Here is a 15596-nt window from a genome sequence, read left to right on the forward strand (position 1 = left end):
CTGATAAATACCATTTCGCAGCTTCTGACACCAACAGTTGCCCGGTTGCAACCGATTATGACTTGATATGATCCGGGTTAATCATTAATAATTAAACCACTATGTTTATATTTTAAGGAGGATCAGATTTTATGAGAAACAGGAAAATGTTACTTGCAGGACTTATCACCGTTGGAATGGCAATTTCTCTTGTAGGATGTGGAAGTGACAATAATTCTACAAAGGAGGCTGCCACAACAGAGCAGGTGACTGAAACTCAGACAGAAACTGAGACAGAAGATATAGAGGACGATGATGACGATTCATTTGCAGATGATACCGAGGAGGACTCAACCGAGGCTTCAACAGAATTTTCAATTCCTGTAGATGAGGATTTCACACTGGCACCGGGGCTTAGTGAGAGCTATGTAGATTTTGACAACAGGGCATTTGTATATAATGGAACAAAGTTCACACTGGGTGAGTCAACCTTGAAGGAACTCATAGACGCAGGAATACCATTTGGACAGAATGACATCAATAACAGTGGAAACAATGTAAATAAGAATTATGAGACTGACACCTACACAGCAGATATCAACGATTATGTGACGATGCAGTTTAAGTTCGCCAATTTCACTGACAGCGAGCAGAAGGCTGAGGATTGTGTTCTTTCTTATGTAAGATTTATACACCATTTTGTACCACAGCCGGATTATGACGCTGACATGAATAAAGAGATTTCAGAGGCAATGCTTGACGCAGCAGGACAGGTGAGCTTCTCATTCCCAACAACCATCACCAGGGATGAGCTTCTTGCCAATAGCAGTGAAAATGCTGAAGAGAAAGGCGAGAGAGTCAGCTATCAGAAGGATTCTGAGGTTTATATGGGAAGCAGCGGATATTCATTTGAGTTCAATGATGTGACAGGACAGTTAGTAGAGTTCAGTATTACATGGCTTCCATAAAGTGCATTAAAATTTTACATTGTTTATGTATAACAAAACCGGTCAGGAGTTAGCAATCCTGGTCGGTTTTATTTATTTGCAGATACAAAAAAGATGTTTGCTATGGTAGAATAAGTGTGCTGAGTTGATAAGTGAAATAAGGCAATAATATAAAAATTACTTCGACATACGTTTGGAATGAACGGAATTGTATATACTGGTGCATATGATAAGGAGGATTAACAAATGGAAGACAGAGTACTAGATTGGCAGGTTTACGAAGATACAGCAAGAAAAATGGTTACTGAAGGAATGGTATTGTTGAAAAATGATAATAATACTCTTCCGTTGAAGAAAGATGAAACAGTTTCAGTATTTGGACGTATGCAGAATTACTATTACAAAAGTGGAACTGGTTCTGGTGGCATGGTAAATGTTTCAAGGGTGGTTGGAATTATGGACGCCCTTTTGGAGAGAGAAGATATTAAGATTAATAAAGATTTGGCTGATGTGTATGTACAATGGGGTAAGGAACATCCGGTTGATCTTGGACTTGGATGGGGCCAGGAACCATGGTCACAGGCGGAAATGCCGGTGACAGAGGAGTTAGTACATGAAGCGGCTGATAAATCAGAGGCAGCAATAGTAATTATTGGACGTACTGCTGGTGAGGAGAAGGATATTACACTTGAAGAGGGCGCATATTCTTTGACAAAAACAGAATATGAGATGATGAAATTAGTAAGAAAGCATTTTAAAAAAATGATAGTCCTTCTTAATGTTGGTGGAATTATTGATATGTCGTTTATGGATATTATATCACCTAATGCTTGTATGTATGTATGGCAGGGGGGGATGATTGGAGGTTATGGTGTTGTAGATGTTCTTACTGGGGATGTCAGCCCATCTGGCAAGATGACGGACACTATAGCATATGATATTAAAGATTATCCAGCATATGATAATTTTGGCAATGGGGAAAGGAATTTTTATAAAGAAGATATTTATGTAGGGTATAGGTATTTTGAAACTTTTGCGAAGGATAGGGTAAGATATCCGTTTGGTTATGGACTTTCTTACACAGAATTTGAAATTGCTGTAGAAAATGCAGTCTATGACTCTGAAAATGGGAACATAAATATTAGTGCAACTGTAACCAATGTTGGAAATTGTACCGGTAAAGAGGTAGTGCAGGTATATGTGGAGGCACCTCAGGGAAGCTTGGGAAAAGCAACCAAAGTTTTGGTAGAGTTTGACAAGACCAAGGCGTTGCTTCCAACAGAAAAGGATATGATTGAATTCTCAATTCCTGTATCGCGAATTGCTTCGTATGATGATTCCGGAGCGACAGGATATCTGAATAGTTATGTGTTGGAAGCAGGTAAGTATGCTGTTTATATTGGAAATAGCATTCGTAACACTCAGGAATGTTTGAACTTCGAATTAAATGATACGTTAGAGGTGCAGCATTTACGTGAGGTTATGGCACCGTATGAAGCATTTGAACGTATGCACCCAGTTGTGGATGAAAATGAAAATTTAAGTGTTTCTTATGAGCCGGTGCCACTTTTTACAGTTGATATGTATAAAAGAAGGGAGCAGGAAATTCCTGAAGAAATTCCTCAGACTCAGGATCTTGGAATAAGTCTTTTGGATGTAAAAAATCAGAAGGCAACAATGAGTGAATTTATTGCACAGTTTGATGATGAAGATTTGGCCTGTTTTGCTCGTGGAGAGGGAATGGGTAGTTCCCTTGTGACCGCTGGAACCGCGTCTGCATTTGCAGGAGTTTCAAAAAAACTTATTGATCATAAGATACCATCGGTATGTTGTGATGATGGTCCGTCTGGCATGAGATTTGACTCCGGTATGAAGGCCTTCTCCTTGCCAAATGGAACTCTGTGTGGATGTTCATTTAACAGGAAATTGAATACGGAATTGTATGCACTTTTAGGACTTGAGATGACGGCAAATAAGGTTGAGGTGCTGCTTGGACCAGGCATGAACATTCATAGACATCCTTTAAATGGACGTAATTTTGAATATTTTTCAGAAGATCCGTATGTGACAGGAATGATTGCTTCTGCGCAGCTTAAAGGATTAAAGTTCAGCGGTGTTTCGGGAACAATAAAACATTTCTGTGGAAATAACCAGGAATATAATCGTAGACTTACAGATTCCGTGATTTCACAGAGAGCCTTACGTGAAATTTATCTGAAAGGGTTTGAAATTGCAGTTAAGTCTGGATATGCGGATTCAGTAATGACAACATACGGTTCCGTGAACGGATTATTTACAGCCGGAAATTATGATCTTAACACCACCATATTAAGGAATGAATGGGGTTATACTGGAGTAGTTATGACTGATTGGTGGGCAAGTATGAATCGTCGTGGGGAAAAACCTAGCGAGACTGATCTTGCAAGTATGATTCAGGCACAGAATGATATGTATATGTGTTGCCCTGATGGATCAAGAAATGCTGGAAATGACAACATAATAGAAGCTTTGAATGATGGACGTATTAAGAGAGCTGAATTGCAGAGAATTGCAAAAAATGTTTGTGATTTTGCCATGAATACAAACGCATTTTTACGTTTGGTTGGTGAACCGGTAAATATTAAAATTATTAATCGCCCAAAACAGGCTGATGATTTTGACATGAGCGATGTTGAGTATTCAAAAATAGATGAGGATCTTATTATTGATTTGACGGAAAAAGAAAGTGTACAGGATACAAATTATGTTATTGCACTTGACGCTTCCAAATCTGGTTTCTACAAAGTAAGTCTTCGGGGAAGTTCAAATTTGTCTAAGCTTGCGCAGTTGCCATGTACACTATTTTATAATGGTTTTCCGATTTGTAATTTTACATTTAACGGAACTGACGGAAAGGATGTAGTAATTGAGAAAGAAGTTCCTTTCTATAGTAGATTTAATGTATTCCGTCTTTATGTAAAATCTAATGGACTTGTTTTGAAAGATATAGAAATTAAGTTTACTAAGAGTCTGGATGAAGTGGGAATAGATAATATAAGGGCAAATAGTGACATTTAATAGAAAAATGTTCATCAGTAATAGGCAGGCAGTTGCTCATGACATGTGCCAGGGGTTAAGGGATATGTCATCAAGAATTGTCTGCCTTTTGTTATACAAAATACTAAAGAGCCAAATTACGCATAAAAAGGATAGCACGATTCACTTTATGAGCCGGGGCTGTTTCCATTACAGCGGCTACAAGTTCCACCAGTGGTTTTATATGATATGGATGGAGAAAATGATCGGATTCCACAATCCCGACGTTGTTTCAATGGAGATATCGTGATAAAATAATGCGAGTGTCGAATTTTAAATGGCTTGATGTTCAATTTTGGGAGGAAATTTTATGAATAGGATTGTGTTGGAAGGATATATAGTGATTTCAGTCATGATCGCTATCACAGATATTTTGCTGGCGATCCAGTCTGTGAAGAAGAATAAGACCACAGGAAGGTTTCTGGGATTGGCTTGTGCCGCTGCAGCCTTAGTAGATATCAGCTATCTCATCAGTATCATAAGCAAGTCTTATCTGAACATGTCTATAATGTCAAGTGTATATTTTGTGGGCATAGACTTTATGTTGGTGTGCCTCTTGATGTTCACAGTATATTTCACAAAAGGAAGATTTTCAAAGTACGGCAGACTGGCTGTAGGATTCTGTTATTTATATTCATTTTATGAGCTGGTGATATTTGCAATAAATCCATTCAAAGAGATTGCCATAGGCTATGTGGAGCGTGATACATTCATAGCCGGATATATATATCGGATGAAGCCTCTTTATTACATGCATTTGGTATTTTCCTATTCACTTGTTGTGATAGTGCTGTTCCTTCTTGTAAGGAAGATGTGCAGGATACCAAGAGAATACCGTTCCCAGTATAGCTGTGTTATCATCGGAATCGCCATGATCGTACTGGTGAATGGCGTGTTCCTGTTCCTTCCGGGAAACAATGTGTATAACCTGCTTGATTACTCCATCTGCGGATACAGTCTGATCTCATTTCTGATTTATTGGAGCTGTTTCAATTACTCCACTCATGGAATGTTAAATAAGCTTAAAACCTATGTATTTGAAAACGTTGGTCAGGGCATAGTTCTGTTTGATTACGAGGAACATCTTATCCTTCACAACGAGAGAGCCGATTATTTCCTGGGAGAAAAGCTCTTAGGCAAATGCGAAAATCTCGGGGATTTCCTTGCAGCATACAACCTGTCGGCAAATCTCGCCACTGAGGATGACAGTTTTTCACTCCAATGTTATATAAGAGCAGACAATGAGGAGCGTCCCCTCAGATGTGATGTTAGGAGGCTTGACAATGAAAAGGGAAGAAAACTTGGGCAAATGTTTGTATTCTCCGATATTGCTCTGGAGACAGATATGCTTACCGGATTCCAGAAATGGGAGAGCTTTAAACGTCTTGCCATAGAAGAGAAAGATCACTTTACCTTCCCTGTAGGAGTTGCCATATGTGATATAAATAGTCTTTCAACAATTAACAGTACCCTTGGTAATCAGGCGGGAGACAAGGAGATCAGGACACTTTCGGATATTATACGCAGATGCTTCCCCGAGAGGACATATTATGTTCGTGGAACTGATGCCAATCTCATTGCACTGTGCAGTAAGAGCAGTGAAGAGGAAATGTTTAATTGCCTCTCCAAGGTAAGGAAGCTTTATGCTGGAAGTATCCAGTATGCGGTAAGTGTGGCAGGGACTGCAAGCCAAAACATAACCGATGTCATTCAGGACGCAGCTCGTGCTATGCGTGCCAAGAAGCTGGTGGATTACAAGTCCATACATTCAGATATGCTCGCATCACTGATCAGGGCTCTTGAGGAGTGTGACAGTGATACGGAACATCACGTTCGCAGAACACAGAGGTTGGGAGCAGAACTTGGCAAGAGGATCGAGCTTACGGATATTCAGCAGAGTAAGCTGGCACTGCTTTGTCTGTTACATGACATTGGTAAGATAGGTGTTCCCATGGAGATCCTTAACAAGCCTGGTAAGCTTACGGATGAAGAGTGGAAGATAATGCGTTCCCATGTTGAGAAGGGATATGAAATTGCAAATAGCAATACTGAGCTTAAGCAGATTGCAGAGGAAGTGCGTCACCATCATGAAAGATGGGACGGAAATGGTTATCCTGATGGACTCAGCCGAGAAAGTATTCCGATACTTTCAAGAGTTATTGCAGTTGTTGATGCCTTTGATGCCATGACAAATGATCGGTCTTACAGAAAAGCCATGTCAATTCCAAAGGCTCTGGAAGAATTAAAGAAAAATGCCGGCACCCAGTTTGATCCATATATAGTGGCAGAATTTATCAAGCTGGTTTCCGAGAATTATACAGCAGAGGACACAGAGGAAGCTACAGAAAAAGTTGAAAATACTGAGCGGAGGCAGCTTATGGGGGATAGTACCGATGGTGAAAATATTCCCAATACCTCAAATGTCCATAATGTGCAGTACAGCAGATATCTTCTTGATATGTTCAACAATATAATTTCTGTGGACGATAATTTTGAGGCGCTTACCGGTTACACCAGAGAAGATGTAGAAAAAGGAATGAACCAGCAGGATCTTATTCCGGAGGAAGAACGTACGGAGTATCTGTGTCAGACCGCTGCAAATCTTGCAAAAAGTACATTTGTATTCCAGGAGCACAGAATACGCCGGAAAAATGGAAGCAACATATGTGTGTTGTGTTACGGAAGGAAGTTTTATGATTCAGCTATAAAAGAAGACAGGATGGAGATTATTATTACAGATATTTCAAAGACGTATTCAATGAAGGTTCTTACAGATGTGGAGCAGAATAAGGCTGAAGCGAGACTCAGAAACTGGGAGAGCACATATCGTTCAGATTCACTTACAGGCCTGTTGAATCATGCAGCCTTCAGAAATGACATGGAGATGAAGCTGCTTGCAGGGGATTCAATAGTTATGATGATAATGATGGATGTGGACAGGTTCAAACAGTACAATGACACTTACGGTCATCACAACGGAGATAAGTATCTGGTTCTTGTGGCACAGGCACTGCTTATGTCATTAAGAGATGAAGATTATGCATGCAGGATGGGCGGCGATGAATTCGCAGCGATGTTGTTCTTCGGAAAAAATATTCCTGACAAAGCAATAAGGGAGAGAGCACAGCAGATATTCGACAAAGTTAATCTCACTGTGAAATCTGCAGAGGGAAGTTCCGGTATATCCATGGGCGCAGTAATAGCTAAAACAGAGGTGACCTTTAATCAGTTGTATGAAGAGTCAGATAATGCACTCTACAGTGCAAAGGAAAAGGGAAGAGGCAGAATTGTGGTTGTGGGGCATGGACAGAAAGCATAAATCATAAAATGGCAGAAAGGTTATAAAATTCAGAAAATTGGTCAGGAGAAGAAAAAATATATAATCCATAAACATCAAATAAGTGAATATGGAATTCACAATGTAAAGGTGCATTTTCAGTGTTATACGAAACAAACATAAGAAGATGCACCTTTTATTTTCTTAAAAAATCCCCGCATAAAATCAAATAAAAGAAAGCTCAAAGGGATAGTAATTACCCCGGCAGTGGTTATAATTAATGGTGATATGCAAATATAAGCATGTAGATCTTTCTTTGGGAATCTGATGAGATAACCAGGCTGACGAGTTGGATTTCCTATGAAAGCATGGCATGTCAATCAGGAGGATATTATGAATATTTTTGATATAGTGGGACCTGTAATGGTAGGACCTTCAAGCTCCCACACCGCAGGTGCGGTAAAGATAGGATATGTGAGCAGAAAGCTGTTGGGGGAGGAAGTAAAAGAAGCACGGATACTGCTTTATGGCTCATTTCTCACAACAGGTACAGGTCACGGAACCAGAAAGGCACTGGTTGCAGGACTGTTAGGCATGAAGACCGATGATATAAGGATACCGGACGCCATAGAGCTGGCAGAGAAAGCAGGCATGAAGATAGAATTCGGCGAGGCACATCTGAAGGAGGCACATCCCAATACTGCCCAGCTGTTCCTTACCGGTGTATCGGGAAGAACCCTTGAGATAATAGGACAGTCACTTGGCGGTTCCAGGATAAATATTGCTGAGATAGATGGAATAGAGACCAATTTCTCCGGGGAGTATCCTACGCTGGTTGTTCACAATCTGGATCAGCCGGGACATGTCTCGGAGGTCACATCCATGCTTGCCCACAAGGGGGTAAATATAGCTTATATGCAGCTTTACCGTTCAAACCGTGGCGGCGAAGCAGTAATGGTTGTTGAATGTGACCAGGAAATACCGAGAGAGGGAATTGAATGGCTTGAGAAGGTAGAGGGCGTGAAAAAGGTCACATATCTGTCAAAATTATAGGTTTGTGAGCCGGGCAAATAATGATCATGTCAGGTTTTAGATTAAGGAGATTGGGTGTATGATAACATATCAGAATATTAAGGATATACAGAAGCTGTGCAGGGAAGAAAAGCTTGAATTTTGGAAGGTCGTAGAACTGGCGGACGCAGAAGAAAGGGGCGTGCCCGAAGAAGAGTCATTTGACATGATGAGTGAGATGTACAAGGCAATGGAACTAGCGGACACCTCCTATGACGGCAGTCTCCGGTCAGCGTCAGGACTTGCAGGCGGAGACGGTGAGAAGCTCCATAGATACAATGAAGAAGGGAAGAATATATGCGGCCCGTTTATCTCCAAGGTTATGGAGAAGGCGATAAAGATGGGCGAGTCAAATGCCTGCATGAGAAGAATAGTTGCGGCCCCGACTGCTGGCTCATGTGGTGTTATTCCGGCCGTGTTTCTTACGGCAGGTGAAGAGCTTGGAATAGACTATGAGCAGATGACTAAGGCCATGTATGTGGCTGCGGGAGTAGGTGCAGTTATAGCGAAGAATGCATCCATAGCCGGGGCTTCCGGCGGATGTCAGGCAGAAATCGGTTCTGCCAGTGCCATGGCGGCAGCAGGACTTGTAAGTGTTATGGGCGGCGATCATGAGGCAATCGGGGACGCGGCAGCATTTGCCCTGAAGAACATGCTGGGACTTGCCTGTGATCCGGTGTGCGGCTTGGTTGAAGTTCCCTGTGTGAAGAGAAATGTGGCAGGTGCAGTAAATGCAGTGACCTCAGCCCAGATGGCACTGGCAGGCATAAGGAGTGCCATACCTGTTGATGAAGTGATCGACGCAATGAGGCGGATTGGAAATGACATGTCTCCGACCATCAAGGAAACCGGGCTTGGGGGATTGGCAACGACACCTACTGCGGTGGAGATCGGGAAGCGGATGTGATTAACTTTGTAAAAAATGATTTTGTTAAAATTGATTTTAACAAAACTGATTTTAATAAAATATTAACTAAAAATATTAGGAAAACTAAATTTATCAATTATATTTTCAGGAGCAACATGGAAACAATAACAGGACTTATAATGATAAACCTCATAGGCTGCCTTTTCTTCATAAAAGGCAGGGCAGATAAAGATAATATGATGGCAAGGGTAACGTTGGTAAGTGTATTTACTGCCATCCTTGCCGTTACGGTGACATTAAAGTTTGGTAGCACAGGTGAGATCGCCGGATGGGATTTAAGGTTCTGGCGGGCATACGCAGATAACAGTATATTGATATGGTATACCCTTATCATAAACGCTGTTTCTTTCGTAGTCTTTGGAGTGGACAAATATAAGGCGGTGAAGGGACGATATCGTATCCCGGTGGCTGTGCTCATTTACCTTGCATTTGCAGGTGGTTCTGCAGGAACTGCGGTGGGAATGGTGCTGTTCAGACATAAAATAAGAAAGAACTACTTTGTTGTGGGGGTCCCAATGATAATTGTAATGCAGATACTGCTTATGGTGTGTGGACTTAATTGGGGATAAAAAGTGCAAATTATTTATCCACCTTGCTGATAAAATAGTCACAACAGGTTGGAAAACATAGCGAACCAATAAAACGAAAAAGACTGTCAAAAGGTGTACCTTTTGACAGTCTTTTTTCATGTACAAGTCTACTACAAATGTTGGAAATGTTCAACAGTAATAGGCTCGTTTTTTGTTCAAAATGCCCAAAAGCCCCCTTTGATTTTGGGACTGTCAAAAGGTACACCTTTTGATAGTAAATTGGATTCAAATAGTTCTATACAAAAAATGGCACGCCATCACTTTGGGAGCCGTGTCAGTAAGAGGAGGAGAAACAAATGACAAAGAAAACCATAGCGGTGGCGTTATCATTGTCACTGGGCTTAAGCGGTGTGGCACCTGCCATACCTTCAAATGCAGCAGAGCTGCCGGGGGACACAGGCGTTGTTAATGAGGTGAGTGTTGCAACAGATACAGACGCAGATTATCAGGAACAGGAGGCAGTCCAGGCAGACAATGCTGTCCAGGCGGAGAATCTTGTGGCTGTAAATGAGACTAATTTCCCTGATGAGGCATTCAGAAAATCCCTCAAAGAAACCTATGATACAGATGGCGATGGCTACATAGACGCCAATGCAATTACAATAGTGAAGGCGACCAGATCGGGAGTTGCCTCAGTTAAGGGAATAGAATTATTCCCAAATCTGCAATATCTGATGTTAGGCGGAAACAAGATTTCAAGCATAGATGTAAGTAAGAATACCGAACTGCTGCAGATAAGCATGTTTGACAATGCTCTTACTTCCATTGATCTGAGCCATAATACAAAACTGAAGATATTTGATTTTGCCAATAATAATCTCACATCACTTGATATAGACAACAATGCTGATCTGACAAGCATTACATGTAGAGGTAATAAATTGACATCCTTAAATCTTACAAATCAGGGAGAACTTGAATTTCTGGATTGCAGGGATAATAAGATTAGTGAGTTGGATCTGAGCAAATGTGAAAAGTTGGCGTATCTTTATTGCGGCAATAATGAACTTCACACTTTAAACCTTAGGAATAATACTGCACTGAAAACACTTTCCTGTGCATACAATTATTTTGAAGGGGTGGACTTCTCATATCTTGATACAGACAAACTTAGAACCTGTGAGATTACACCTTTTAAGGAACAGGTGCTGTTAAATGAAACAAATTTCCCGGATGACAACTTCAGAACATATTTGTCAGAAACATTTGATCTGGATAAGGATGGAGTTATCTTAAACCACGATGTAAAGGAGTTGCGTGTATCGAACAAGGAAATCAGTTCACTTAAGGGAATAGAACTTTTTCCTGCTATTACAGTGCTCCAGTGTGGCGAAAATCAGCTAAGAGAACTTGATCTCAGCAATAACAAAGCGTTGAAAAGTCTCTGGTGTTATGAAAACAATCTTGAACACCTTGACCTGAGGAATAATACGGCACTTACGTATTTTGATTGCAGAGATAACTATCTGGCAGATGAAGATTTCTCATATTTGAACATTTCCGAAGATAATTTACGATTGACACCTCAGAAAGTAAAAGTAGCCCTGACTGAGGAGAATTTCCCTGATGAGGCCTTTAGAAATTATCTTGCGGAAGAGTTTGATCCGGATGGTACCGGCAGCATAGTGAGGGACAACGTTAAATACCTCCATGCAAATGACATGGGAATAAAGTCTCTTAAGGGCATCGAGCTGCTTACTAATGTGTATGTTATCGAGTGTAATGGAAATGAACTGACAGAGCTTGACGTCAGCAAGAATGAAAAGCTTGCAACTCTGGACTGTGATACAAATAAGCTGACAAGCCTTGATGTTTCAAAAAACACGAACCTTGAGAACCTCAGCATATGTCAGAACAATATTGAGAACATAGACCTGTCAAATAATGATAAGCTTGTCTACCTGGAGTGTGTAAAGAATAAGATTAAAGAGCTTGATGTTACAAATAACTTTAACCTTGAGACCCTGGATTGTGCAGAGAATAAGATTAAAGAGCTTGATGTTACAAATAACACGAACCTTGAGACACTGTATTGCGAGAAAAATAAAATAACCAGTCTTGATCTGACTTATAACAGTTTTCTGAAGCGACTCTGGTGTGGTGACAACGAGATCAGTGACATCGATCTGAGTAGTTGTGAAATGCTTACAGAGCTTAATATTTATTCTGCAGAGCTTACTAAGCTGGATGTGAGCTGGTGCAGCAATCTTCAGAAGCTTTACTGTGGTGGCAATAAGCTCACGAGCCTTGATGTGTCCGGCAATACAAAGCTTGAGACCCTGGATTGCTATGAAAATAAAATAACCAACCTTGATCTGAGCACAAATACTGAACTTACCTGTCTGGATTGCAGTTATAACAGGCTTGAGAAGCTTGATCTCAGAAAGAATACAAAGCTTAACTGGTTTGATTGCGAGGAAAACTATATGCCTGACGAGGATTTTTCATATCTTGATAAAGATAACATGGAGAAATGCAATACAGGCAATCAGCACAAGGTTGAAGATATCTACATTGACGATAACGGAACCTGGTATTACATGAAATACGGTGAGAATGATAAGAATGCGACTAAGTTGTTCAAGTATGAGGGCACATGGTATTACGTGAATAAGGGTATTGTTGATTTCAACGCCACAACCCTCGTAAAGCACGGCAATAGCTGGTATTACGTGAACAAGGGCAAGGTTGATTTCAATGCAAGAACCCTGTGCAAATACAATGGTGTCTACTACTTTGTACAGAATGGCAAGATGGATACCAAGTCAGTGACTCTCTGCAAGTACGGCAGCAGCTGGTATTATATCAAGAATGGTAGGATTGACAAAACAAGAACCCTCTGTAAGTACAATAATACCTACTACTTCGTGCAGAACGGCAAGATGGACACCAAGTCAGTGACTCTCTGCAAGTACGGCAGCAGCTGGTACTACATAAAGAATGGTAAGATCGACAAGTCAAAGACCCTGTGCAAATACAACGGCAAATGGTACTACGTGAATAACGGCAAGGTTGATTTCAATTACACAGGAAATGTTACCTACAATGGCTCTGTTTACTATGTTAAGAAGGGAATTATGCAGAAAAAGGTAAAATAAATACTGACGGCTGATCATTTGCAGATCAGTGGAGAATATCGGCTCATTTGTAGTTGCATTAGTGATTGCAGATGAGCTGATGTTAAAATGATAGATTTTTAGGCTGAATTAGGAGGGAAAAATGAGAAAACACAGTAGGATATGGGCAGTTCTGGGACTTCTGATCCTGACCATCTGTCTGTGGGGCTGCGGCGACAAGGCAGGTACCACCACAGAAAAAAAGGAAGGTGCAAATTCTTTATCAAAATCCGATTATGGCAAATATATGGATGCGTATCTGGATTATGCCAATGCTCATGAAAATGACCATGCAGGATATGATTGTGGCTATGCCATGACGCTTGACGCAGCCGATTATCCGGTTCTTGTGATGATATATCTGAAAGCGGATCAGAACTCTTCTGATGATGATTACTATGATGAATATGACAGTGATTATTCTGATGAACGGTCGGAGGCAGGCTCTCCGTATATGTACTGGGATTTCCTGGGGTACAAGAATGGTGAAGTTGAAAGGATTGAAGAACTGACAGCCTCAGAGGATGAAAGGGTAATAATTAATTGCGATGGAATAGTTGCCAAACGCAAGGACAGCTCAGAGGGGCAGATTTACCTTTTAAAGAAGGGCAAATGGCAGGAGCTTTATTCTTATGCCATAGACGGAAGTCAGGGAGTTGCCCTGGCATATATCAACAGTAAGGATGGCAAGCAGACTGTCAAATTCCAGGATGAAGATGGTAATCTCACAACTGCAAATGACTATGAGAAGGAAATAAAGAAGCTATTCCGGACCATATATGGTAAAAACGAATATTATACCGAAGTGATACAGAACATGACGCTGTACGAGCTTCTGGCGGATGATACGGTTGCCGTATCACCTGTTCTTTATGCAGAAAAAAAAGACGCATTTGATGACTATAATGAAGCGGCGATAGTATATAGCAAAATGCAATTTCAGACAATTATATCTGATATGAAAGAGCAGTGGATACATACCCAGGATGGACTTTACAGTTATCTGGTGGATGACAGATATCGCATGGTAAAGCCTGATAGATTCTATGAATTTGACTGTAAGGGGCTTCTCAGAAGAGACTTGAACTGGATAAAGGATACCAAATTTGTGGAAGAAGCGGATGGCGGTTTTTTTTGCGAATGGTTATCTGATTGGGCAAGTGATTATCTTGATAATGAGTATATAAACGATGATACATATAAAATATTCTCGGATATGGAGGATAATGCCTGGATAGGAAATAAACTGGGAATGGGCGATAAAACAGGTGAAGCTGACCAGGATGACACAGATACGGAAACAAACGATGACGAGATCGTTCTTACAGTTGATGAGAAGAAAGAAATGCTCAGTTCATTTGTCCAGTGGTTCTATTCAGAGGAAAGACATTCCAAGCTGGCTGCATGGAATGATCTGACTGGTGCGTCTTCACCGCTGATAGGATACTGGCAGGGAGAACATATTGGCATGGCGGTTATAAATTATACCGATATTAAATATGGCGGATTATATTTTTATATTCTGAATACACTGGAAGATGGCAGGATGGGTTACACCAAAATATATGAAGGAAATGCAGAAAAGATCAGGCTGAATAATCACATGGACTTAAAGCTGGAAGATGATACACATATCACACTGTCATATAAACTAAGGAACGGTGACTGGAACGAAGCAGTGGAATACAGTGAAAGCCTTACAAAGGGAGAAGTGTCACAGACAATTCTTGACGAGTATGCAGGAAAATGGATTGACGTTTTTGGCGAAAAGGGTTGTATTGATATTTCATTTGACGCTGAACATGGAGATATTAATATAAATGGCGAAAAGACTAATGACTCGCCTGAAAAAGCAGAGAATACATATTTGTATAGTAGCGATGGAGTTCTGGTGTGTCTCGCATCGGATGTTACCCAGGCTTATGACTCTGAGTATGGTAGTTTTCCACAATATGCAACTACTACATTGACCTTGAATGATAGTGAGTTATCTTATGAGGTTGAAGGTTACTATGATGATAGGACAGACAACACAGTCCGTATTGATGAAAATGGATACGGATATGAAAGGGTTCCTGAAGGTGAGGAGCCTTGGGAGACGGCCTATCGTAATTACATGGAGTACATTGAGGATAGTAAGTGTGCATTGTTCTATCTTAATGACGATGATATACCGGAAATATATTTTTATGACACCGGGTATGTAGGTACATATGAAGATGGCAGTGTTCACATATATGAGAATGTAAAAAGCAATGGAGATAGGTCTGTATGTTGTATCCAACCCAACACACTTGTATATGCACCACGGAGCAATAAGTTTGTGATTACCCAAGGCAGTGATTTGGAGGGCCATGAACTCAATGGTGAAAAATTGGAAGCTTATAATGGGCGGACTATGACTGAAGGCAAAGACCCGAATGATTACCAGCATGGGATAAGCTTTCTTGCGGAGGACAATTTGACAGGAGAAAAGGTGATTTTCTACGACACAGTTGAAGAGGCTAAAAAGGCTTTGATGGGTAATTAATTATTGTGTCAAGTTTTATATTAAAACTTGACATGCAGCGTCAGCCCTTTGCCTAACGCAAATTTTAAATGGGCTGATGTTCA

The 15596-nt window shown here is 40.7% G+C and carries 8 protein-coding genes; all 8 read left to right on the forward strand.

From position 1 onward, the window contains the following. Positions 1-131 precede the first annotated feature (131 nt). The 8 genes from DXB54_RS03545 to DXB54_RS03585 all read left to right on the forward strand — a co-directional run bounded on the left by DXB54_RS03545 (position 132) and on the right by DXB54_RS03585 (position 15513). Complete coding sequence (locus DXB54_RS03545; RefSeq protein ID WP_118694263.1) at positions 132-947, forward strand: hypothetical protein; 816 nt, start codon at positions 132-134, stop codon at positions 945-947. Positions 948-1172: 225 nt separating this feature from the next. Continuing rightward, complete coding sequence (locus DXB54_RS03550; protein ID WP_118694264.1) at positions 1173-3983, forward strand: glycoside hydrolase family 3 protein; 2811 nt, start codon at positions 1173-1175, stop codon at positions 3981-3983. Between the two features lie 328 nt (positions 3984-4311). Then, positions 4312-7320: a diguanylate cyclase domain-containing protein gene (locus DXB54_RS03560; RefSeq protein ID WP_118694265.1), complete on the forward strand. Its 3009-nt coding sequence runs from the start codon at positions 4312-4314 to the stop codon at positions 7318-7320. Positions 7321-7671: 351 nt separating this feature from the next. Further along, the gene (gene sdaAB, locus DXB54_RS03565; RefSeq protein WP_118694266.1) at positions 7672-8331 is read left to right on the forward strand and encodes an L-serine ammonia-lyase, iron-sulfur-dependent subunit beta; all 660 of its coding nucleotides are present in this window, start codon (positions 7672-7674) and stop codon (positions 8329-8331) included. A 58-nt stretch (positions 8332-8389) separates the two neighbouring features. After that, complete coding sequence (gene sdaAA / locus DXB54_RS03570; RefSeq protein ID WP_118694267.1) at positions 8390-9256, forward strand: L-serine ammonia-lyase, iron-sulfur-dependent, subunit alpha; 867 nt, start codon at positions 8390-8392, stop codon at positions 9254-9256. 116 nt (positions 9257-9372) lie between these two features. Beyond that, complete coding sequence (locus DXB54_RS03575; protein WP_118694268.1) at positions 9373-9846, forward strand: DUF1294 domain-containing protein; 474 nt, start codon at positions 9373-9375, stop codon at positions 9844-9846. 317 nt (positions 9847-10163) lie between these two features. Next, positions 10164-12965, forward strand: a complete 2802-nt coding sequence (locus DXB54_RS03580; RefSeq protein WP_118694269.1) for a leucine-rich repeat domain-containing protein — start codon at positions 10164-10166, stop codon at positions 12963-12965. Positions 12966-13086: 121 nt separating this feature from the next. Next, entirely contained in the window at positions 13087-15513 is a 2427-nt protein-coding gene (locus DXB54_RS03585) for a hypothetical protein (protein WP_118694270.1), read from the forward strand. Positions 15514-15596 lie beyond the last annotated feature (83 nt).

This window comes from Coprococcus sp. OM04-5BH, from assembly GCF_003482105.1.
Lineage (GTDB): Bacteria > Bacillota > Clostridia > Lachnospirales > Lachnospiraceae > Coprococcus.

Coding starts and splice junctions, on each gene's coding strand:
- DXB54_RS03545 (WP_118694263.1), top strand. CDS start 132: ATGAGAAACAGGAAAATGTTACTTGCAGGACTTATCACCGTTGGAATG.
- DXB54_RS03550 (WP_118694264.1), top strand. CDS start 1,173: ATGGAAGACAGAGTACTAGATTGGCAGGTTTACGAAGATACAGCAAGA.
- DXB54_RS03560 (WP_118694265.1), top strand. CDS start 4,312: ATGAATAGGATTGTGTTGGAAGGATATATAGTGATTTCAGTCATGATC.
- sdaAB (WP_118694266.1), top strand. CDS start 7,672: ATGAATATTTTTGATATAGTGGGACCTGTAATGGTAGGACCTTCAAGC.
- sdaAA (WP_118694267.1), top strand. CDS start 8,390: ATGATAACATATCAGAATATTAAGGATATACAGAAGCTGTGCAGGGAA.
- DXB54_RS03575 (WP_118694268.1), top strand. CDS start 9,373: ATGGAAACAATAACAGGACTTATAATGATAAACCTCATAGGCTGCCTT.
- DXB54_RS03580 (WP_118694269.1), top strand. CDS start 10,164: ATGACAAAGAAAACCATAGCGGTGGCGTTATCATTGTCACTGGGCTTA.
- DXB54_RS03585 (WP_118694270.1), top strand. CDS start 13,087: ATGAGAAAACACAGTAGGATATGGGCAGTTCTGGGACTTCTGATCCTG.